This window comes from Sporolactobacillus sp. STSJ-5, from assembly GCF_024385605.1.
Lineage (GTDB): Bacteria > Bacillota > Bacilli > Bacillales > Sporolactobacillaceae > Sporolactobacillus.
Window position 1 is genome coordinate 55,384 of record NZ_JANFOJ010000010.1, and the last position, 22,389, is coordinate 77,772.

The 22,389-nt window shown below is 45.9% G+C and carries 19 protein-coding genes; 14 read left to right on the forward strand and 5 right to left on the reverse strand.

Translation table 11 applies throughout. The features are described from left to right. Nucleotides 1–19: 19 nt before the first annotated feature. Entirely contained in the window at nucleotides 20–721 is a 702-nt protein-coding gene (locus NOM01_RS10635) for a helix-turn-helix transcriptional regulator (RefSeq protein ID WP_370646064.1), read from the forward strand. A 90-nt stretch (nucleotides 722–811) separates the two neighbouring features. Continuing rightward, nucleotides 812–1,552: a gamma-glutamyl-gamma-aminobutyrate hydrolase family protein gene (locus NOM01_RS10640; protein ID WP_255748468.1), complete on the forward strand. Its 741-nt coding sequence runs from the start codon at nucleotides 812–814 to the stop codon at nucleotides 1,550–1,552. A gap of 165 nt (nucleotides 1,553–1,717) precedes the next feature. On the opposite strand, the gene NOM01_RS10645 is transcribed toward NOM01_RS10640, so the two are convergent. The 3 genes from NOM01_RS10645 to NOM01_RS10655 are packed head-to-tail and all read right to left on the reverse strand — an operon-like array spanning nucleotide 1,718 to nucleotide 4,988. Then, nucleotides 1,718–2,905 (reverse strand): M20 metallopeptidase family protein, encoded by a 1,188-nt coding sequence (locus tag NOM01_RS10645; RefSeq protein WP_255748469.1) that lies wholly within the window; start codon nucleotides 2,903–2,905, stop codon nucleotides 1,718–1,720. Continuing rightward, nucleotides 2,902–4,071 carry a M20 peptidase aminoacylase family protein gene (locus NOM01_RS10650; protein WP_370646057.1) on the reverse strand — a complete coding sequence of 390 codons (1,170 nt, stop codon included), beginning with the start codon at nucleotides 4,069–4,071 and terminating at the stop codon, nucleotides 2,902–2,904. The genes NOM01_RS10645 and NOM01_RS10650 overlap by 4 nt, the downstream gene beginning before the upstream one ends. Before the next feature lie 23 nt (nucleotides 4,072–4,094). Continuing rightward, nucleotides 4,095–4,988 (reverse strand): ATP-grasp domain-containing protein, encoded by an 894-nt coding sequence (locus NOM01_RS10655; RefSeq protein WP_255748470.1) that lies wholly within the window; start codon nucleotides 4,986–4,988, stop codon nucleotides 4,095–4,097. 461 nt (nucleotides 4,989–5,449) lie between these two features. On the opposite strand from NOM01_RS10655, the gene NOM01_RS10660 reads away from it, so the two are divergent. From NOM01_RS10660 to NOM01_RS10675, 4 genes are all read left to right on the forward strand, one after another. Next, nucleotides 5,450–6,418 carry a phosphoglycerate dehydrogenase gene (locus NOM01_RS10660; RefSeq protein ID WP_255748471.1) on the forward strand — a complete coding sequence of 323 codons (969 nt, stop codon included), beginning with the start codon at nucleotides 5,450–5,452 and terminating at the stop codon, nucleotides 6,416–6,418. A gap of 123 nt (nucleotides 6,419–6,541) precedes the next feature. Then, nucleotides 6,542–6,865 carry a hypothetical protein gene (locus NOM01_RS10665; protein WP_255748472.1) on the forward strand — a complete coding sequence of 108 codons (324 nt, stop codon included), beginning with the start codon at nucleotides 6,542–6,544 and terminating at the stop codon, nucleotides 6,863–6,865. Between the two features lie 21 nt (nucleotides 6,866–6,886). Next, a complete protein-coding gene (locus NOM01_RS10670) occupies nucleotides 6,887–8,209 on the forward strand; it encodes an N-acetylmuramoyl-L-alanine amidase (RefSeq protein ID WP_255748473.1) in 1,323 nt (440 codons plus the stop codon). 307 nt (nucleotides 8,210–8,516) lie between these two features. Continuing rightward, the gene (locus tag NOM01_RS10675; protein ID WP_255748474.1) at nucleotides 8,517–9,986 is read left to right on the forward strand and encodes an NAD-dependent succinate-semialdehyde dehydrogenase; all 1,470 of its coding nucleotides are present in this window, start codon (nucleotides 8,517–8,519) and stop codon (nucleotides 9,984–9,986) included. A gap of 145 nt (nucleotides 9,987–10,131) precedes the next feature. On the opposite strand, the gene NOM01_RS10680 is transcribed toward NOM01_RS10675, so the two are convergent. Beyond that, nucleotides 10,132–11,322 carry a glycosyltransferase family 4 protein gene (locus NOM01_RS10680; protein WP_255748476.1) on the reverse strand — a complete coding sequence of 397 codons (1,191 nt, stop codon included), beginning with the start codon at nucleotides 11,320–11,322 and terminating at the stop codon, nucleotides 10,132–10,134. After that, entirely contained in the window at nucleotides 11,319–12,737 is a 1,419-nt protein-coding gene (locus NOM01_RS10685) for a lipopolysaccharide biosynthesis protein (RefSeq protein WP_255748477.1), read from the reverse strand. Before NOM01_RS10685 ends, NOM01_RS10680 begins: the two co-directional genes overlap by 4 nt. A 258-nt stretch (nucleotides 12,738–12,995) precedes the next feature. On the opposite strand from NOM01_RS10685, the gene NOM01_RS10690 reads away from it, so the two are divergent. The 8 genes from NOM01_RS10690 to NOM01_RS10725 all read left to right on the forward strand — a co-directional run bounded on the left by NOM01_RS10690 (nucleotide 12,996) and on the right by NOM01_RS10725 (nucleotide 22,386). After that, complete coding sequence (locus NOM01_RS10690) at nucleotides 12,996–14,756, forward strand: ABC transporter ATP-binding protein/permease (protein WP_255748478.1); 1,761 nt, start codon at nucleotides 12,996–12,998, stop codon at nucleotides 14,754–14,756. Further along, on the forward strand, nucleotides 14,722–16,392 hold the full coding sequence (gene cydC, locus NOM01_RS10695) for a thiol reductant ABC exporter subunit CydC (RefSeq protein ID WP_255748479.1): 1,671 nt from the start codon (nucleotides 14,722–14,724) through the stop codon (nucleotides 16,390–16,392). The genes NOM01_RS10690 and cydC overlap by 35 nt, the downstream gene beginning before the upstream one ends. Nucleotides 16,393–16,409: 17 nt before the next feature. Beyond that, nucleotides 16,410–17,030 carry an MptD family putative ECF transporter S component gene (locus tag NOM01_RS10700; protein ID WP_255748480.1) on the forward strand — a complete coding sequence of 207 codons (621 nt, stop codon included), beginning with the start codon at nucleotides 16,410–16,412 and terminating at the stop codon, nucleotides 17,028–17,030. After that, the gene (locus tag NOM01_RS10705) at nucleotides 17,023–17,709 is read left to right on the forward strand and encodes an energy-coupling factor transporter transmembrane component T (protein WP_255748481.1); all 687 of its coding nucleotides are present in this window, start codon (nucleotides 17,023–17,025) and stop codon (nucleotides 17,707–17,709) included. The genes NOM01_RS10700 and NOM01_RS10705 overlap by 8 nt, the downstream gene beginning before the upstream one ends. Before the next feature lie 32 nt (nucleotides 17,710–17,741). Beyond that, nucleotides 17,742–19,217 (forward strand): ABC transporter ATP-binding protein, encoded by a 1,476-nt coding sequence (locus NOM01_RS10710; protein WP_255748482.1) that lies wholly within the window; start codon nucleotides 17,742–17,744, stop codon nucleotides 19,215–19,217. A 57-nt stretch (nucleotides 19,218–19,274) separates the two neighbouring features. Then, a complete protein-coding gene (locus NOM01_RS10715) occupies nucleotides 19,275–19,568 on the forward strand; it encodes a hypothetical protein (RefSeq protein ID WP_255748483.1) in 294 nt (97 codons plus the stop codon). A 225-nt stretch (nucleotides 19,569–19,793) separates the two neighbouring features. Next, on the forward strand, nucleotides 19,794–21,113 hold the full coding sequence (locus tag NOM01_RS10720; protein WP_255748484.1) for a UDP-glucose dehydrogenase family protein: 1,320 nt from the start codon (nucleotides 19,794–19,796) through the stop codon (nucleotides 21,111–21,113). A 43-nt stretch (nucleotides 21,114–21,156) separates the two neighbouring features. Then, on the forward strand, nucleotides 21,157–22,386 hold the full coding sequence (locus NOM01_RS10725; protein WP_255748485.1) for a glycosyltransferase: 1,230 nt from the start codon (nucleotides 21,157–21,159) through the stop codon (nucleotides 22,384–22,386). The last annotated feature ends 3 nt before the right edge of the window (nucleotides 22,387–22,389 follow it).

Consider the following 22,389-nt stretch of genomic DNA (forward strand, 5'->3'; position numbering starts at 1 on the left):
CGAACATGATGGCTGTCGAATTTTTGAAAGTAAGGGGAGGACAAACATTAAAGATAAACTGCAGCGGTATAAGAAATTTGTCTCCTTTTTAAGCGATGTGATGGGGGATGACGCAGAAATCATTCTTCACGATGTGCGGGATTTGGAGCATTCGGTGATTGCATTAAGCGATACCACTTTGACAGATCGCAAGATTGGGTCGCCGGCAACAAATTTGATTTTAAAAAAATTGAAGGAAGGGAAAAAATCTCATAAAACCTTCGTCACCAATTATGAAGGAAAATCCAAAGACGGCACGGTCCTCAGATCATCGACATATTTTATTTATGACGAGAGCGATGAGATTATCGGTATGCTGTGTATCAACATCAATTTCCGCAAAATGGAGGAAGCGATTCAGTACCTAGGCGACTTTGTCGGTATCGATCGACCGGTTGACGGTGATCAAGAACCTCATGTTGAACACCTCAGTCCATCCATTGAAGATATTGCCATCAGCAGCATTAAGGAGATTGTCTCAAGCGTTAATGTTCCGTCAGAACGTATGTCACAGCAAGAAAAGCTGCACGTGGTTCATCAGCTGAACAACAATGGTATTTTCCTGCTCAAGGGTATTGTCGGAACCGTTGCCCAGGAGCTGAAGACTTCGGAAGCGACGATCTACCGTTACTTAAGTAAAATGAAGAAAAACGAGCTCAAAATCAGCTTTGAGGCACCATAAATTCGTGATCTCCAGAGGTACGTTGACGTGCTCGTAAAAAATCATTATATTAAACTGTAAAACGACCAGAGCGAGAAGGGAGTAGAAGCGGTGTCAAAACCTATTATCGGAATCACCAGTGGTTTTGTAAAACTCACAAATTTTTCAGAAGGTGATTATGCGCATAAAGATTATATAACTTCGCTGACAATGGCTGGCGCTGTTCCTTTGATCCTGCCGATCGCTCCCGGTCCATGCACAGAGCGGTATGCAGAACTGTGCGATGGATTTCTGCTCAGCGGCGGATGTGATGTGAATCCGCAATTCTTTAATGAAGATCCGACGCCCGGCTGCGGCGTATTTGATACGGAACGTGACAAAGCAGAGTTGCAATTGGTACGTGAATCGTTGAAGCGAGGCAAGCCTGTATTCGGCATCTGCCGCGGACTTCAAGTCATCAATGTTGCGCTTGGAGGCACATTGATTCAGGATATCGGCAGTGAATTGGAACATCCGATTCAGCATGAACAAAAAGTGCCGCGTCGTGAAGGCAGTCATCGGGTGCATCTTGAAAAAGACACTCGATTGTACCAAGTGCTCGGTGAGCAGGAAACACTTGTTGTCAACAGTCTTCATCATCAGTCCATTGACAAAATAGGAGATGGCTTGAAAACTGCTGCATTCTCGTCCGACGGTATTATTGAAGCCATTGATATGACGGAGAAGGGATTGATGGGTGTCCAATGGCATCCGGAATCGATGACCGCCGGCGGCAGTGAAACCATGCTCAACTTATTCAAGCACTTTGTCGATGCCTGCATCGAAATGAAACAAGCAAATTCGGAAGTGTAAGGCCGCGTTTTTGATTATAAGGAAAGAAGATCTTCCTTTAGGAGGATTTTTTTTGCGTAAATAAAAGTGTTCTTGAGTAACGGATGTGCAAATAAAACGCATCGATACATGAAAAATGTCTATTAAAAAAGCTTCTGAACCGCTTGTTCGGTTCAGAAGCCTTTTTCAATTTTCAAGAGCATTCATAGCAAGTGCGGCCAGTACGGCGGATCCGTAAGGCAGGGCGCGTTCGTCAACGGTGAATTGCGGGTGGTGGTTTGGGTGACGCGGTATCGCATCGCTGCCTGCTCCAAGCACAAAAAATACGGATGGGAGCTGCTCCGTGTAGAACGAGAAGTCTTCTCCTCCGAGGCTCGGCTTACTTTGCAAGCGATGACCTTTGCCAAGCAGCGCATCAACGGTTTGCTGTGCGAGCAGCGTCATGCGGTCGTCGTTAATGATCGATGGTGAGCTGAATGTGTAGTCTAGATCATAATCTGCTCCGAAGGCTGAGGTGATGCCTTTTACAATGCTCGTCATTCGTTCGGGCATCGTTTTGCGCAGTTCGGGATTCAATGTACGCACCGTTCCGGTCATTTTGACTAAAGGAGCAATGGCATTGTTTGCCGTTCCGCCATGGATGGTAGCAATCGTCAAAACGACGGGATCAGCGGGATCTATCTGGCGGCTGGCTAATTGCTGGAGTGCAGTAATCACCTGCCCGGTGACTGCAACAGAGTCAACGGTAAGGTCAGGATGTGCCGCATGACCGCCTTTTCCTATAATTGTTAAAGAGAAAAAATCAGTAGATCCGCAGCCAATCTTTCCTGAGAAGGCGATCTTGCCAAGATCGATACCCGCATTAATGTGAAGGCCAGCCATCTCGTCAATTCCATTTAAGGCGCCGGCATCAATCATCGCTTTGGCTCCTTTGCTGACCTCTTCGGCAGGCTGAAAGAGAAAGGCAATGTTGCCGTGCTCCGGTTGACGCTTTGCCAAAAGCTGCGCGGCACCCATCAGCATGGCCGTGTGCGCATCGTGGCCGCAGGCGTGGCTTTTACCGTCATTCTCAGATTTGAAGCAGAAAGTGTTCTGTTCCTGAATCGGAAGTGCATCCATATCCGCTCTCAAACCAATTGTTTTGCCAGGCTTTTTGCCTTTAAGTAAGGCAACCATCCCGGTTTCGGCAAACGGTCCGCTAATTTCAAGATTGAGTGATTTGAGAAAGCAGCTAACCTTTTCAGAGGTGCGCTGTTCTTCAAAAGCAAGCTCGGGATGCTGATGAAAATCACGCCTCCATGCGGTTAATTGGGGCTGCAGCAGCTGAGCTTCCTGCAGCAATTGCTTCGATCGTTGCGCGTTCAGGGCGATCACTCCTTAACCGCGGCGGAACCGCTCACTTTTTCAAATGTCTTGAGTACTGCAGTGGCTAAAATCAGTACGCCGTCATACATGGCATCGTGGTTAAAGGTCATATATGGGTGATGCAGGCCGGGCTTGAGATCGCAGCCGAGTCCAAGCATCGTCGATTTCAGTTTTGGTGTGCGAATCGCATATTGATGGAAATCGTCGCCGCCGCTTGATAAGCTGGCAGGGTCGAAATGGTCGTCGCCAAGGACCTCTTTAATAGCAGCCCCCATAATCGCGATCGCTTCGGGATCGGAAACGGCGGCAGGGCTGCCATGTGAATCGTCAAGGCTTATGCTGACTCCGTAACTCGCTGCTACTCCTTGAACAATCTGTTTAATTTTCTTTTTGAATTCGGCCATGACTTCATTTGTCTGTGCACGCACATCCAAACTGAATTCAGCGTGACCCGGTATAATGTTGGTTGCCGAGCCAGCATGGAGATTGGTCATCTTGACTGAACTCGGGATCATCGGATTGACGTGGAGGTGTCCAAGTGCATTCACGATGGAGGCTGCGACTTCAATGCTATTGGTTCCGAGATGGGGACGAGCACCATGTGCGTCTTCACCATCGATTACGCCGCGGATCGTGCCGCAGGCACCGTGCAGGATTGCAGGCCGGGCGCGGCCGTCTTTTGTTTCTTCAATAGGGCGCAGATGTACGCCGTAGAAGTAGTCGGCATCGTCCAGAACGCCTCGTCTGCTTAACTCCAGAGCGCCTTGACCGATTTCTTCAGCAGGTTGGAACACAAGACGAACCGTGCCTGCGCCAGAATCAAGTTTTTCCTTCAGCACCATGGCGGCTCCGAGTACCATCGACATGTGAGCATCATGGCCGCAGGAATGATTGGCCTGCAATTTACCGTTGACTTCCTGCCAAAGCGCGTCCATATCGGCACGTAAGGCGACGATCGGTTTTCCGCTGCCGATTTCGCCAATAACACCGGGACAGTCATCAAATGTACGCGTACGATATCCGAGCTCGTCCAATTTTTCTTTAATAAAAGCGGTCGTTGCGGTTTCTTTCATGCTGATCTCTGCATGGGTATGCAGGTAGTGGAAAAGGTTCATCACATTTTCTCTTACGGAGCTGCTTAATTCTCGATGCATCGAATCGCCCTGCCTTCTCATTTTATTTGTTAATCAGTTCTTCATTAACAATCGCTACTGCCAATCACAGGTTCATGTCCATAAACGACTTGGTCCACATAAATAAATAATTCCTCGGCAATATCAACATCGGATACTTTTGATATGGTCCTAAAGCCTGCATTACCATTCACTTCGCAAACGGTAAATCCGTTGTTGGTGAATAATAAATCGATTCCGCAGAATTCCAGATTAAGAGCTTTTGCGGCTTGGACTGAGAGCAATTCAATAGCTTTACTCGTTTCATAGAACTCAGCGGTGCCGCCTAATGAGTAATTGGCTCTGAATCCTGACTTTGATTTTCTAAGAACACTCCCTATTACACGCCCGCCAAGCACATACACTCTAAGATCTTTGCCATAGCTGTTGTCCATGTATTCCTGACAAAGACAATACCCTTTTGTTGTGTTGAATGCTTCTGTAAAATCATGTTCATTTTTGATTAAGAAAACATTTTTTCCCTGTGATCCTTCCACCTCTTTTAAGATGAAAGGCTTTTTGCTAAAGTGATTCGAAATCAGGGAATAGTCATTCGTAACGGTGTAAACGGTTTTCGGTGTCGGAATCCCTGCATGAGTGAGAAGCTGCGACGTAATGACTTTGTTGCGCGACTGAAACATGGCGGATATAGGATTGATGACCCTGATCCCTAATTGTTCCAATTGAGAGCCGACAATTCTGTTGTAGCAACGCATGAGAACAAAATCCGGGAGCTTCAACTGCTCATTTTTATGATAGAAAGTCACCGATGATGCGATTTGAATCATTAAGTCTTCAACAAAAAGAATATCCAAATGGATATGATGTTTGGCGGCAGTCTCCGTCATCCAAGCAAATGCATTGTTGCCATATCGATTATGTATTGCTGATTTCGAATAGATCATCCATCCGTATTTCACATTTTTCACCACTAGTTTGATAGTTTATCGCATTCGTAAGCGAGACCGATGACCAAACAGAACCTGAATATTCCGGCTTTTAAAAAAACGTTTGTATCTTGTTCAATCATAGCACGGTTCGATTGTCAGTCATACGTAATCTGTGCCGGAACAGCATGGAATAACATACAATAGTCCGTTCAAGGTTTCTTGCAATCGCTCGAATGTATGGGTGTCTAATGAATAGTCAAAAAAATACAGCCGAGTAAAAAGTGTGAACAAATGGAAGAAAACATCTGAGTAATCTTAATTAACGGAATTGTAACATACCGAAGTACCGTGTTCAACAAAGGATTGGCACCATGAATACAATCTATTGAATCATTTTATTTAGAGTACCTCGGCTGTTTTTGGTATATTAATAACTGAACGCGAGTGGTGTGTGGAACAGAAATCATCATTGATTAATCGGAGGGTTCGTCATGCAAATTCTTTTTTGTGTCGGTAAATCATATGTGCCCATCCATAGGAAAATGGCGGATCAGTTGGAAGCGATGGGTGCGCATGTCCGCTGCCTGATGTATGACCAGGCTTTGGACAAAGAATTAATTAAGAAGTCAATTCGGGACTGCGAGGTCTGCATCACTGCCATTGCTCCTTGCGACCGTGAAGTGATTGAGGCGGCTCCTAACCTCCGCTATATACTGAAGACGGGAACGGGATTGGATAATGTGGCAATCAGTGATGCAACGGATCGGGGTATTCTGGTCAGCAATGCACCGGGCGGAAATGCTACCTCGGTTGCGGAAATGGCTTTTGGCCAAATGATCAGTTTGTCGCGGATGATTCCAATGTTGGACCGTGGAACGAAAAAGGGCGAGTGGCCGAGCGGCGAGGCTTATGAACTTGACGGAAAGACGGTTGGAATTATCGGTTTCGGTTCCATCGGGCAAAAGGTAGCACAGTTCGCAGGCGGTTTTACTATGCGTGTACTTGCTTTTGGCAATTATCAAGATCAAGACGCAGCCAGTAGACTGCACGCGACGTTTGTAGATTTGGATCGTCTTCTGCGCGAAGCGGATTATATCGTGATCAGCACAGCGCTATCCTCCTCAAACTACCATCTTATTGATCAGCATGCGATCGATAAGATGAAAACAACAGCCTTTCTAGTCAATATTTCCAGAGGAGCGTTGATTGATGAGCAGGTACTGCTCGACGCTCTGAAGAAAAAGCGGCTTGCAGGAGCTGCGTTGGATGTGTTTGAGCAGGAGCCGCCTGAATCTTTGCCGGATTTAGATAACCTGATTGTTTCGCCTCATGTTGCCGGAACAACACGAGAAAGTATTGCCCGAGTCGCTCGTGTGACCGTCGAAAATGTGCGTAAGTTCATGAATCATGAGCAACCGGACTTTGTCGTGAATACAGAAGCGCTGCGGCAGAATCAATGAGTACTAATAGAAGATAGATTTTAAAAAGTGACGGACGGTGATTGTCCATTTTCTTTTTTTTGAAATTTTATAGAGCCGTTCAGGAACATTTTTTTCTGAACATGCAGTACATATGGTTATGGTGTGATGCATTTTACAGACATCAATTTGTCTGCAGATCTTCTGGCTAAGGGTGATATACTAAAAAAAAGAACAAGTACAAAATTGTCTGACAGCACGATTCATACGTTGGATCGAGCGGCGAAGCTGATTCATGCATCGCCTGAATCGCTCAAGAACGATACTGAGAAGAATATTCTTGGCGGTGCTGCGTTGCCTTCTGATTATCAAAAACAGATCACAGGTACACGTTCAAGGGATCTCGAGGATTGGTTTGGCACTGTCGCTGAAGATAGCGGATCTGTGCCGATTATGAAACGCGTCCGATTTTGCCGATCAAGTCTATAAAACGATCAAGAAAGGTGCTGTGTGCACCTTTTTTCAGACGAAACGCTTCGGCTTTCGGCGAAAAATGTTAAGCCTGATAAAAGTAGTTTGGCACATCTTCATCTGCAAAAACACAAGCACAGCAGCGCTGACGGTCCGAAAGGAGTCGACATGCAGAACGTTCCTGCACTATACAAAGCATTTTCCGATGCGGACGGTGATTACGGCAACTATGACCTTGCCAATCGTCCGTATGACGGACAAAAAATCCGTTACATTATTATTCATGATTCAGAGGTCAGCTATGAAGGCACGATGAACACCTTTTTACAGCAGAACTATGTCAGCTCGCATTATGTAATCCGATCCTCAGATGGACAAATTACCAAGATGGTGGATCCGAAAGATGTTGCTTGGCATGCAGGCAACTGGTACATCAACAGCCATTCAATCGGCATTGAGCATGAAGGTTATGCGGTTGAAGGTTCGACATGGTACAGTGAACCGATGTATCGTGCTTCAGCAAAACTGGTTAAGTTTTTAGCGAAGAAATATGATATTCCTCTGGATCGCGAACACATCATTGGCCATGAGGAAGTACCGGGTCTCAGTCCGTCACGACAGGTGGGCATGCACTGGGATCCTGCAGCGTATTGGGACTGGGCTCATTACTTTGATTTACTTGGTGCTCCATTTTCCAAAAAAACGCATGCGTTAAATCTGAAGAAAAATAATGGAATTATTACAATCAATCCGGATTATAAAACGAACAAACCGGAAACGTCTTATAATAACCAGCCGCTTGAACCGAAATCTTCAAACTTTGTTTATCTATATACGGAGCCAAGTTTTAACGCGCCACTGATCAGCGATCCGCTTCTTCATCCGAACGGCAGCGGGACAAATGTGCTTAATGATTGGAGCGATAAAGCCGTTGCCGGTCGTTCCTATTATAAAGTAGATCAGATGAAGGATTGGACGGCTATCGATTTCGGAGGCCAAAAGGCGTGGTTCTACAATCCAAAGGGCGTCAATACAGTTAAGGGCAGCGGTCTGATGATCACGGCGAAAAAAGGCGCGGCATCAGTTCCTGTATATGGTTCTGCCTATCCGGAGGCATCTGCCTATGAAAAATTCAGCATTCCTGCTGTGGAAATTACGCCGATTTATTCGATGCCTGCCGGCCAAATTTATGTCGCTGAGAAAGCAACTTGCTCGGATTATTACTACGCCAAGCTGTTTAATAAACCAGAAACCGATCACGTTGTGAGCGGTGAGGATCAGTATTACCAGATTTCTTATAATCACCGCATTGCATTTGTGAAAAAGAGTGATGTTCGCATCATGCATCCTTTTTTCCACTGATAAGCTATTTTAAATGCCGCCTCAATAATGAGAGCGGTTTTTAAATGTTTTGAAAAGTATTGCAATGACTGCTCACCTAACGTTAGAATATCTATGTACAAAAACAAATGACCAAATTCAAAAAGGTTTGGTAGGATCAGGTTTTCTAAGCATTAACACCTTCGCCAGAAGCTTGACGAAACCAAGTCTTCGAATCAAGTGCCATTCTGTTTGCAAACTGTTGGAAGTTGCCAAATAGATCAGGTATGCTAGTTTTATAGTTCAATCATACAGCATGGATTTATTACACTAACGAGGTGAACACGTAATGACAATAAATAATTCTTATGTAGATCAGGCACCGAAGCAACTCTTTATCGGCGGGAAATGGATCGATGCGGAAAGCATGGAGGTCGATGATGTTGTTAATCCTGCTACCGGTGAAGTGATCGCTCAAGTAGCGCATGGAGGCGCGGCAGATACGGAAAAGGCGATTGAGGCGGCGCAGGCGGCTTTTCCTGTTTGGTCATCGATGCCTGTAGACGAACGCGCTAAAATCATGCGTAAGGTTGCGGATCTGATTACAGAAAAAGCGGATGAGCTTGCAGAGATTATGACAATCGAGCAAGGCAAACCGCTCGCTCAGGCTAAAGGCGAAGTGCTTGGCGGTGCGGAGAGCGTGCGCTGGCACGCGGAAGAAATGCGCCGTATCTATGGGGAAACCATTCCGGGACCAGGCGGCCATTTATTTCTTGTCAAAAAAGAACCGCTTGGCGTGGTCGGTGCAATTACGCCTTGGAACTTTCCGTCTTCAATGATTACTCGAAAGATTTCACCTGCCCTTGCAGGCGGAAATACAATCGTGCTGAAGCCGTCACCGGAAACGCCGCTTTCTGCGACTTCACTGATGAAAATTTTCCAAGAAGCAGGAATTCCTGATGGGGTCGTAAATCTTGTAATTGGCGACGCACCTGCAATCGGTAAGGCACTGACTTCGAGCAACGTGGTGCGCAAAATCACTTTTACAGGTTCAACCGGAGTTGGAAAGATGCTATTCGGACAGTCAGCCGATACATTGAAAAAAGTATCCTTAGAGCTTGGCGGTCACGCACCGTTTATCGTATTCGATGATGCCCCAGTTGATCAAGCGGTGACCGATTTGGTATCATCGAAATTCCGCAACAACGGACAAGTCTGCACATCGCCTAATCGAATTTTCGTGCATGAATCGATTTTCGATGAATTTACAGACAAGCTTGTCTCCGCTGTGAAAAAAGTTAAAGTCGGCAATGGCTTGGAGGAAGGCGTGGATGCCGGACCGCTTATTCGTGAAGATGCAATCGGAAAAATCCAGCGTCAAATTAACGACAGTGTTGAAAAGGGTGCGTTGCTCGCAACCGGAGGCAAGCGTTTGACCGATGGTGATTACGCAAACGGTTACTACTATGCGCCTACCGTTCTGATTGGCGTCACGAATAAAATGGATATTTTTTACCAAGAAACGTTCGGGCCGGTGCTTCCGGTAATTAAGTTTAAAGATACAGATGAAGTAATTAACATGGCTAACGACACCAATTACGGGCTTGCCAGCTATTTTTACACTTTGGATCTGAAGCGGATTGCCAAGGTCAGTCAAGGATTGCAGTACGGCATGGTCGGTGTCAACAGCAACACGGTTGCTTACACTCAAACTCCATTCGGCGGTGTTAAACATTCCGGATTCGGCAGAGAAAACGGTCATCAAGGCATTGATGATTATGTAAATGTAAAATTTATCAATCTCAATTACGGGATTTAAACAATTTAATTAAGAAACTCCGGATCCGGAAAATTGGGTCCGGAGTTTTTGTTTTACAGAGCGGAAACGATTTAAACCGCACGATAAAGTTTCGAGGGCACTTGGTTATCAGAAGATAAGTTCATGAAACATACGAAGCCAAGCTTTAATTTAGCTTTTCTAGGAGCTCTTTGAGATAGCCGTTAGCTCGAAAACGCTGTAATGCGGTTTTTCGAGCATTTGCACCGAGTCGATTGCGTAAATCCGGACGAGCTGCACAGCGTAGCAAGGCATCAGTCAAGCGTGGACCAATGCTGTTTCCCGTTTGGACCACAAGTCCTGTTCCTGTTCCTGTTCCAATAAGTTCGGGAATGGCACCGGCATCGGTTGTGATGATGGCTTTGCCGAGCATCATCGATTCGGCAATTGTTAAGCCGAACGCTTCATTGCATAACGAAGGAAGTGCGACCATATCGGCGACAGAGAGATATGCCGGCAATTCAACATGGCTGATGTAGTTCATCAGAGAATAGGAGTCTTTTGGAAGTAAATCGAGTGCCTCCTGGATTTTCTTCTGCTCCTTTTTGTAAGTATAGCTGCCAAGCAGCACTAAATAGAGTGACGGTTTGACTTTTCGTGCGCGCGTGAAGGCTTTTATCAGTTCCAGCACACCTTTTTCGATATTCAAGCGTCCATAATAGAGCACAACCGGCCGGTTTTCCGGTATGCCGCACTGTTCACGGATTCTGTTTGAGAAACGGTTATCAAAGGACGGCCTGAACAAAGCGTGATCAATACGATTGTAAAGAACACGTGCTTTCCATTTATCCTGCTCAGATGCAGCGGTCTGTACACGATTATTGATAAAGCTGCTGACCGAGAGCACACGGTCGCACAGTAGAACAATTGAGCTCGCCTCATAACACCCTTTATTCAGCGTATCATTATGCAGATGCAGTGCGATGCGCACCTTGCTGCCAAGATGTCTGCGCAGCGATTTGATGAATTTCGGACGATTTTCCACGATGATCCAATCGTAGTGATGTTTTTCAAGCAGACGAATCGTTCGATGCAAGAACATGTCTGAATAAATAGAGATATGATATTTGTTGAAAACTCGATTCATCATACATCGGATAAAATGAAATGGATCGTTCTTTTTTATAAAAAAGAAACGCGTGTGTCGTATGCCCTCACTCTGCAGTCGTGCAGCAGGATCATCAATGGAGTAGATATCAAGTGCAGCCATCGGATTTCGTTCATTATCCTGAATGAGCAGATCGACTAATGTCTCTACTGCTCCCCCTCGTACGGCAGGCACAGGCTGCTTTTCCGTACAAATGAGTGCGATCTTCATAACGCTTCCCTCCGATTCATTCTTGATTTTTTCCATAATGTCCAAAGTCCGCGAATGGTGCTGTGCTGAACAGCAAGGACTAGGAGCAGTATAAAAATGTTTGCGAATGTGATCCAACGAAAGTTCACTAGGTTTAAAAATGCACCGGCAAAGAGAATGAGGAATACCGTGTAATGCTTGACAATTGGAAAATAGACCCAGTGTTTTCCTGAGAAAAATGTTCGCGCCGCAAAAAAGAAGAGAAACGCAACCGCTGTTGCGATCGCCGCACCTTTTGCACCGAACGGCGGTACGAGAAGGATATCGAGTATGACCGCCGGAATCAGGGCACAAAGGCCAACCCAAATGTTCAAATAACTTTTTTTTGAAAAAACAATACCGAGGCAAGTCGTTTCACTTACAGTGTAGATGAGCGGCTGCATACATAAAAAACAAACAAGGTACCGTGCGCTGCTGTAGTGAGAAGATAAAAGAAACACGATAACTCCTTTAAATAGGAAGATACCGGCGGCAAGCAGCGACATCGCGAGCAGAACGGTATCACTAACCAATTTAAAATAGATAACAGGCCGGTCCTCTGAGTACCAGCGATAGGCAGTTGGGACCCAAAAACTGGTAAATCCGCTTTGAAATACGGAAAGAACGGCGGCAATTTTCAAGGTTGCAGAAAAAATGCCGATCTGATCAAAATTACTCCAAAGCCGAAGTGCCAGCCGATCTAATCCACCGAGAAGACTTGAAAGCGAGGTCGCAATCACTATTGGCAACCCGAACGTGACGAGCGTCTTCAACAAAACACGATCCACAGAGAATCCAATTGGGTTGAGCAATCTACGGTAGTGCCAGAGCAGCCAGACATCACCAATGATCTGGCCAAAAACCGTGGCATAGACAACAGTCAAGAAATCTCGACGAATGAAAAAAATGAAAACCAAGGTTAAAAGAAACACCGCCGATTTAGTCATTATTGCCAGCAGGGAATATTCAAACGCTTTTTCTCGCATACGAACGGAGAGCATGAGAAAGCGTTCCAGAACCATAAATACGGCCATCACACCAAAAAGGATCGTAGGCAATAGTTCACCCTGACGGCCGAATAACAACTGTGAAAGGGGACTGGGATAAAGCAGCGCAGCAAGCAAAACCAGAAGTGCCAGTCCTAGGGGCAGCAGCAATGCATTTTGTAACAGTCTTGTTTTGTCGATGGCACCATGATATTCCCGTGTGTAGGCCTGATCAACGCCAAGAAAGAGAAACGTGCCGACGATTGTCTGGAACAGGAGAAACATGCTTGCTTTTCCATATTCGGCGGGATCAATGTAATACGTAGTAATCGGGATGGTCATGAATGAAATCAGTGCACCAATGATCGGTCCCATCGAAAAGCCGATTAATTTCTTAATCAATTTGTTCATAGGGTTCAGCCGTTTCGTTAGCAGTTTTTGCTAAAAATTATGTTATTAGTCTGTCACTTGTATGCGCATTTCATACAGATGCACGTAAGCTTTGTTGAAAGGAAGGTGTTGACACTTTAGTTGAGATACATTTTCATTTATAACACCAGGCGAATCATGTATAGTAGAGTATAGATTAGTTTTTTCGGACCGTTTGATGTCCCTTCGTTTCTCGGGCAGGGACAGAACAACTGTGGGTGAGAAGGGTGGCGGTTTGTTTTGATTAATAAGAGACTGTTCCGTTTGACAAAAGGCGCAAGAAAATGGTTGTTCATCAGTGTACTGAACAGTTATTTAAGCGCTGTTTTTTATATGGCAAGCATGCTGCTTTTTGCTCTTGTACTTCAATCTGTTTTAATGGGACAGGCTGTGCTTTGGTACGTGATTGCTGCGTTGCCGGTATTACTCGTACTGGTTTTTGCGCGAATGCAGACGAATGGGCACATGGTTGCAGCAGCGGCACGCTATTCAAATGCTGCACGAAGTATCTTAAGGCGTCGGCTTTATCAAAAAGTAGCGGAGCAGGAGATTCGTGAGCATGGCTCATTCTCGACCGCGGAACTCGCACAGACAGCAGCAGGCGGCATTGATCAGCTAAGTGCTTATTTCGGCCGTTATATCCCTCATGTGTTCAGCACCATACTGATTCCGCCGACGATTTTGCTGGTGCTCGGTGCATTTAATTGGGTTGTTGCGCTTGTGCTTCTGATTTGTGTGCCGTTGATTCCGCTTTCAATTCTTGTTATTCGTAAAATGGCGAAAGGGCAGTCAAGGAACTACTGGCGTGCGTATGTCGGATTGGGTGAACATTTTCTTGAAAATATTCGCGGCTTGACGACACTTAAGATCTTTCAGATGGATGAAACGATTCATCGGGAAATGAATCAGAACTCTGAGCGCTTTCGTACCTCGATTATGCAGGTACTTAAGGGTCAGCTCAATTCGATCACCGTTATGGACTTTATTGTATATGGCGGCTCTGGGGCCGGCATTGCGACCGGTTTGATTCAGGCATCACAAGGCAATCTTAATCTAGTCGGATTGATCCTCGTCCTGTTTTTAAGCACCGAGTTTTTTCTCCCATTGCGGTATCTCGGTTCACTTTTCCACGTTGCGATGACCGGTGTATCGGCTGCAGAACGGCTCTTTCAGTTTTTTGATCTTCCGGAAGAACAACAGGGACAGCAAAAATTGCCTGAGGCATCGAACTGTAGAATTGAGGCAAACGGACTCAGTTTTTCTTACGATGGAACCCGTCCTATTCTGCAAGCCATAGATTTTAAAGCGCAAACAGGAGAACGAATTGCGCTTGTCGGCCAATCCGGATCCGGCAAAAGTACACTGGCAGCATTGATTTCAGGTTTGCTTCGAGGATATAAAGGAAGTTTAACAATTAACGGAGACGAATTGCGCAGCGTAGCTCCGGACAGTGTGTTTCAACAGATCGGGCTTATGTCCTCGGACAGTCGGTTATTTACGGCTTCTCTGAGAGAAAATCTACGTTTCGGCAATCCGAATGCATCAGACAACGAACTTATTGCCGCTTTGGAACGTGTTAACCTTGGAACGTTTCTTGATCAGTTGGAGCAGGGGCTTGATACGCCGCTGACGGAGAATGGCGGCAATTTGTCGGGAGGTCAGAAGCAGCGGCTGATTATGGCTCGGCTTTTGCTCGCTGATCGGCCGATTTATCTTTTTGACGAAGCAACCTCAAATGTGGATGCTGACAGTGAAGAAATCATGCTTGATGTGATGCGGGAACTCGCTCGAGAAAAGCTGGTGATAGTGATCGCGCACCGAATGTATTCAATACGTGATGCAGACCGTATTTATGTGCTGGATCATGGTGTTGTGGTTCAGACGGGCATACATGAGACATTGATGAATGAAGAAGGCGTTTATAAACAGTTTGTTGAGGAAGAAGAAAAACTGGAAGAGGGTGTGCATGCAGATGAGAAAAACGAATTCGGCAGTTATTAAACTTCTGAAACTAGCCGGACCACTGACACCTGTATTGCTCTTTTCCGCATTTTCAGGGGTGATGAGCAGTCTGTCCGTGACCGCGATCTTTATGCTGGGTTGTTATGGAATAGAAAAGCTCATGTATGGAAGTCCGCTCATTTTATGGAGCGTGTTTGGCGGCATGCTCGTGCTTGCCTTGATCCGCGGCGTATTTCGCTACACGGAACAGTATACCGGGCATTATGTCGCCTTCCGGCTGCTTGCAGAGCTGCGCAATCATGTCTTCGCGGCGCTGAGACGGCTTGCACCTGCAAAAATGGATGCGAAGAACAGCGGTGAACTGGTCTCAACGGTTACCAGTGATATCGAACTCATTGAAGTGTTTTATGCGCACACAATCGGTCCGGTATTAATCGGTGTGACGGTGTCGACGGTCATGACTAGTGTCCTCTGGATGATGCATCCGATTTTCGGGATGATTGGGTTACTCGCTTATTTAACGCTTGGCTTCGTTATTCCGATTATCAATTATCAGCTCGAAAAAGATAAAGGAACTGCGCTGAGGAAACTAGCCGGTCAATTTCATCACTTACAGCTTGACGTTTTTTCGGGTATTCGTGATCTTCGCTTATTTGGGCGAAAAAAGGTCTATGAGCAGAAGATAGCGGACATGGAACGAGAATTGAATCAGGAAGAAATTGAGCTTGGTAAAAATGCATTTTTTCTTCGCGGCCTCGGTGAGAGCGGGCTGCTGCTTTTTACCTTTGCCATCATTTTTGCGGGTACCATCCTGGTTTCATCCGGAACACTTATCGGGTCAACCGTCCTCTATGCAGCCATAGCTTTATTTGCTTCATCGGCGCCGGTTCTTGCGTTAAATCAGCTCGGCAATGGACTGATTCCGGCATTTGCTGCCTGTCGCCGCGTTGTGCAGCTCATCGAAGAACCTCCGGCCGTGCAGGAGGCAGCAGGCGGCTACGAGCCGAGTACATTTGAGGACCTTGAACTTGGACAAGTAGACTTCGGCTATAACGATCAACCAGAAATACTGAAAGCAATTGATCTTCATTTAGAAGAAGGCAAAAGAATTGGTCTGTCCGGCGCAAGCGGATCAGGAAAGAGTACGTTGCTCAAATTGATGATGCGTTTCTGGGATCCGACTCATGGTGAAGTCACGCTGAATGGAGCGCCCATGACGCTGATTCAAACGCGCGCACTGCGCGCGATCGAAGGCGCATCGCTCCAGGACGCTTTTCTGTTCAATCAATCCATTGCCGACAATATTAGGATCGGCAACCCGGACGCAACGGATGAAGAAGTGGCAACAGCAGCAGAACAAGTTAACCTGAAGCAGATGATTGATACACTTCCTCATGGCTTTGAAACAAAGGTTGGCGAGCTTGGGGATCGTTTGTCAACAGGTGAACGTCAGCGGCTGGCCTTGGCACGTTTGTTTGTGCGCGACAGTGATTTGATTCTGCTTGACGAGCCGACAAGCAATGTCGACCGTTTGAATGAACGGATTATTCTTCGCTCCATTGATGAACGATTTGACGGAAAATCGATGCTCATCGTGTCGCATCGCCGTTCCGCACTGAATCATGCCGATGCGGTTTACGCCTTGGAACAGGGCACACTAAAGAAAATCAGATAGATAAGGATTGAGATGTCATGAAAAAAAGATTTTTAGGTATACGTGATGTAGTTACGATTGCAATTTTTACTGCAGCGATCATGATAATCGGAAGTGCACTTTCTAAAGTGTTTGGGGTTTTAAGCTTTTTGACCGCAGGAGGCGCCATTTTGGTTTCAGGGGCGATTATATCCTTTTTAACGGCACCGCTGTTTTTGCTTATGGTTTTGAAAGTGGGGAAGCACGGAGCAATTTTTCTGCACAGTATTCTTTACGGGTTCATTTTTCTGCTCGCCGGTCTGCCGCATATGGTCATTTTCTATGCTCTGGTCGGACTGATTGGCGAAGTGATGATGATGCCGCGCGGGAACGGGTATCACAATGTGTTCCGAGCAGGGCTTGCCTGCAGCGTTTTTCTCAGTGTTAAGGCGCTTCATCCGGCGGCCATACTATGGATTATCGGCAATTATAATCCGCAGGGTGTTCATGGCTATACCGCGGCACAGATCACCAAGATGATGGACATCTACTTTAATCCGATCACAGTAGCGCTTATTTTCGTTCTGACTTTTGCCGGGTCTGCCGTTGGTTCTTGGGCAGGGGCCAAGATCTTGCGCAAGCATTTTGTTAAATCGGGTATTTTACAGATCAATGAGTAAACCTTTAATTCTGGATCCTCGAACTAAGTTCAGTGTTGTTTTAATTATTGGTTTCCTCATTTTTGGATCAAGCGTGACGCAGCTGCTGTTCTTATTCGTGGTTATGGGAATTTACGGATTTCTGAATGGGGTGCGAAAATCACTGCCCATTTATGTGCTGTTCCTTTTGCTTTATTTTCTATCTGATTATTTAGCATCCGAGACGCGGAATATTCTTTTTGTCAGCATTGCATTTTTTTCTTATTTTATTGTTTGTTTCCTGCCTGCATTACTTGCCGGAGAAGTACTCGTACGCACGCCTGCAGGCCAACTCATGTCTGCACTGGGGCGCTGGCATTTTCCGAAGACAATGATCATTGCCTTTGCCGTCAGTCTGCGTTTTATCCCCATTGCCGGTTTGGAAATACGATCCATTCATGAGGTCATGAAGCAGCGCGGTGTAGCTTTTTTCAGCCGAACAGGCTGGCTGCATCCGTGGCGTACCTTTGAGTATGCACTTGTTCCACTGATGATTCGATTGTTGAAGATTTCCGATGAATTAACGGCATCGGCAGTAACCCGTGGGGTAGAGGCTCCGATAAGACGTACATCAGTGCATGTGATCAAATTTCGTTCCTGCGATTATGTGGTTATTCTGCTGGTTCTTGCCTTAGCATTCTTTTTACTGATGACGAGATAGTCCGCCGATGAATTGATGAAAGAGTTGATCTCATGATCCAATTAAAAAACATTGATGTACATTCGCGTCAAGGAACGCCGATTCTCAATGACTTTTCTTTATCTGTGGCGTCTGGAGAACTGGTTGTATTATCCGGACCAAGCGGAAGCGGCAAGTCAACGATCATTCGCCTGATTAATGGGCTGGCTTACATGGATGATGCATTAGTCATTGAGGGAAAGGCGGAGCTGAACGGCCAATCGATTAAAAGTATGAATTCATGGGAACGATCGGAGCAGGTGGGCAGTGTGTTTCAGGACCCTCGAAGCCAGTTTTTTGCACCGATAGTAGAGGATGAACTTGCATTTTATTGCGAAAATTTCGGTATGAAACCGAAAATAATAAAGGAACGCATACATCAGGCTGCAAAGGAACAAAACTTGCTGCCGCTGCTCGATCATCGAATCATGACTTTATCGAGTGGAGAAAAACAAAAAGTAGCGATTGCTGCTATCCGTGTTGCCCGGCAAACGGTCTACGTGCTTGATGAACCTTCATCGAATCTGAACTTGGCAGCGACGACTCAGCTCGCCGATCTGATTCGAAAATGGAAGGAAGCCGGCCATACGATTGTGATTGCGGAGCATCGCCTGCATTATTTAACAGATTTGCTTGATCGAATGATTTATGTGCGCAATGGCCAGGCGGTGCGCAGTTATTCAAGGGATAAGCTCATAATCTTGCCGGCTGAACAATTGGCTGCATCCGGGTTGAGGCAGACACGTTTAGTCTGGAAAACGGGTATTAATCGTCGGTCAGTACCGCAGAATATCCATGAATTGAGCATTCATCAATTAACAATTAACAGCTGGTCCGGTGGAGAAGCACTTTTGCATAATCTTACTTTTTCTATTCATTCCGGTGAGGTTGTGATGCTGACCGGCTCAAATGGGATCGGCAAGACAAGTCTTGCTCGCGCACTCTGCGGCCTTTCCAGAAAGAGTGAGGGAACGGTCACAGTGGATGGACGGCTTGCTCTGCGCAGAAAAAGAAGTCGGCAAATTCGCTATGTCATGCAGGAAGCGGATTTCCAGTTATTTGGACAGAGCGTTTGGGATGAACTGTTTGTCGGGATTAAAGAAGATGCTGATCAGGTAACGCGTGCGCAGCAGCTTTTACGAGAACTCGATTTATGGTCGCTGCGTGACCGGCATCCATCGACACTCTCGGGAGGAGAGAAACAACGGGTGACGCTCGCAGCCGCTTTAATGAGTACCGTACCGGTCATTATCCTCGATGAACCGACCTCCGGACTCGATTGGCGCAGCTTAGAAAAAACAGCTGAATGTCTAAAAAGAGAAGCGGAAAAAGATCGGATTTTTCTAGTGATTACGCATGACTATGAATTGATCAGCCAGGCAGGTACGCGGTTGATTCATTTAAAGGACCGCATCGTCACCGATGATTTTCCTTTAGATGACACATCCGGTGCTCGTGTACTAAGCCTTTTAACTCAAGATGAATCATGATATGGGAAGCCCTTTTTAGGGTACGATAGGAAATAATAAAGGTAAGGGAGGGAAAGCATGAAGAATCGATATGCCATTTATGAAGAGTATGACGGCAGGCAACGATTTCCTATTAATATCCGGCTGCCGAAGAAAATAGTTGAGGCGGCATCAATACGTGATGCGGTCAACGCCTTTTCACTTACCCACAATCTTGAAATCATCCGCTATGCTGAACTTCCCGAGGACGATGTACGGGTATGGTTTCGCCGCACAAATCTGTTTGGACAAAGCAGCAATTTCGGTTATTATTTTCGACTACTTAAGTATGGAGAATTATCTGAAGAAAAAGATCCGTTTCCGGGAAAGTGAAACGGATCTTTTTGTACAATAAAAACGTTCCCATCGATCGTCCATAAAATCTCCCAATACCCAACTCTTTCCCGCCATGCCGAGTGCTGATATAAAATTTAACTAAATTCATGTATTTCCTTAATACTTTCTTTACGTGCGATATTCATAATAAGAACCAATGCATGATTTTATGCGTTCAAGGATATTTTAGTAATTAAAGAGGAAAAATGTGGGGGGACATATATGAAAATCGCAGTGATCGGCACAGGTTATGTTGGATTGGTTACAGGTGTTGCGCTTGCTGAAATCGGTCATACGGTCACGTGTATTGATGTTGATCCGGAAAAAATCGCTGAGCTCAACCAAGGCATTCCAACCATCTATGAGCCGGGACTCGGTGAAATGATGCTGAGAAACCAGAAACGTCAGCGTTTGCACTTTACTGATCAGCACCGGGTCGGATTGGACGGAGCGGATGTTGTTTATCTGGCGGTTGGAACCCCACAGCTTGCCGATGGTTCGGCAAACTTGCGCTATATTGAACAGGCGGCTATGGATGTGGCAGAGCATGTTCAAGAATCAGTTATTGTCGTGATCAAGAGTACGGTACCGGTCGGCACAAACGTGCGTATCAAACAATTGATGCTCAGTCATGTTCGTTCCGGCGTTACTATTCGAATCGCTTCAAATCCGGAATTTCTCCGAGAAGGATCGGCCATTCATGATACCTTTCATGGCGATCGAATCATTATTGGAACGGAAGATCAGGAAACTGCGAACGTTCTGGAAGAAATCAACGCACCTTTCGGCATTCCTGTAGTAAGGACCGATGTGTCCAGCAGTGAAATGATTAAATACGCCTCGAACGCATTCTTGGCGACGAAAATAAGTTTTATAAATGAAATTGCGAATTTATGCGAAAAATTGGGTGCTGACGTTGAAGAGGTTGCTAAAGGCATGGGCTTGGATCATCGAATCGGCAGTGCTTTTCTGAAAGCGGGAATCGGTTACGGCGGTTCTTGTTTTCCAAAGGATACTAATGCACTGGTGCAGCTGGCTGGAAATCATCATCATGATTTCAATCTGCTCAAGTCGGTAATTGAAGTCAACAATCATCAGCAAAGGCTCTTAATTGAAAAAATGCTTACGCGTTTTGGCTCGCTTAGCGGAAAAAAGGTTGCCGTGCTCGGACTTGCATTTAAACCGAATACTGACGATTTGCGTGAATCGCCTGCACTTGTGCTGATACCGAAACTGACAGAGCTTGGCGCGGAGGTTGTGTGCTACGATCCGATTGCGGCAAATCAAGGAAGCAAATGGATCAGTGCACCTGCAGTGTATACGAACAGTGTTGCCAAAGCATTGAACGATGCAGATTGTGCGGTGATTGTTACCGATTGGCCGGATATTAAGCGAATGGATCCGCAGACGTTTGCCCGTCTGTTGCGCGAACCGATCGTTTTTGACGGTCGGAATTGCTACAGTATTCCTGCAGCCCGCAAGGCAGATATTGAATATTACTCGATCGGCCGACCAGATGTGATTCCGGAAGTCAGCAAGTAAACGAGCATCGCGGTCGAATGTCTCAACATGATGGTGACACTCAATGAAAATTTTGTATTTTGTCGGGGAGTTTCCTAAACTCTCACAAACATTTATTTTAAATCAAATCACAGGGCTGATTGACGCAGGAAACGAAGTGACCATCCTCGCAAAGAAAAGCGCGCCGGATGCAAAAATTCATCCTGATGTGGTGAACTATGAACTGCTCAGTCGAGTGGTCTATTATGGAGATTCAACTCAGGTGCAAACGCGTATCGGCAAAGGAATGTCTTTCGTTCGAGCACTAGGTGCGCACTTGTATTCCTGCGTTTTTAATCCAAGATATAAATGCGAAGCTGCTTTTCGCAATCTGATCAAGATGCCAAACTTAATAATGCTTATTCGCAAGCTTAATCAAGTTGACTTGACGGATCGAACGGTCATTATGGCTCACTTTGGACCTAATGGGCTGCTTGCGCAAAAGTGCATTGAGATGGGACTGCTCAAGGGAACCTTGTTCACCACTTTTCATGGTTACGATATGCTGCGTTATGTGAAACAAAAAGGTCAGGATGCTTATCGTGACCTTTTTCGTTCGCCGTCATTTATCCTGCCGATCAGTGATTTTTGGCGCAGACGCTGCATCGAACTCGGAGCAGATTCGTCGAGAATCATCGTTCATCATATGGGGATCGATTTGTTGCGCTTTGACAGCCATCCCTCTCAGCCTGCGAAACCGGCAGTCATTGTCTCCGCCGCACGTCTGGTTGAAAAAAAAGGATTAGTTTATGGCATTCAAGCAGTCGGACAGCTCGTAAAAAAGGGCTATTCCGTCCGCTATTATATTGCGGGGGACGGTCCATTACGGGACAAGCTGCAACAATTGATTGACGAGAATAAACTGACTCGTCATGTTCAGCTGCTTGGCTGGAAAACGCAGGATGAATGGATTGAACTGATGAAGACGGCACAAATTGTGCTTGCTCCGAGCATCACAGCGAGCGATGGTGATATGGAGGGTATTCCTGTTCAGTTGATGGAAGCAATGGCGATGAGAAAAATCGTTGTTTCTACCTATCACAGCGGTATACCTGAATTGATTCACGACAAAGAGAACGGATTCCTTGTGGCTGAGAAAAATTCGGAAGCGCTGACGAGTGTTTTGGAGGAAGTCATATTGTCACCGGAGAAGTGGAGCAGAATCACGCAGAATGCGCGTCAAACGATTAAAGATCAGTTTAATATACAAAAGCTGAACGCTGAACTGCTTCGGCTTTTCGATACAGTTTTGTAAGTA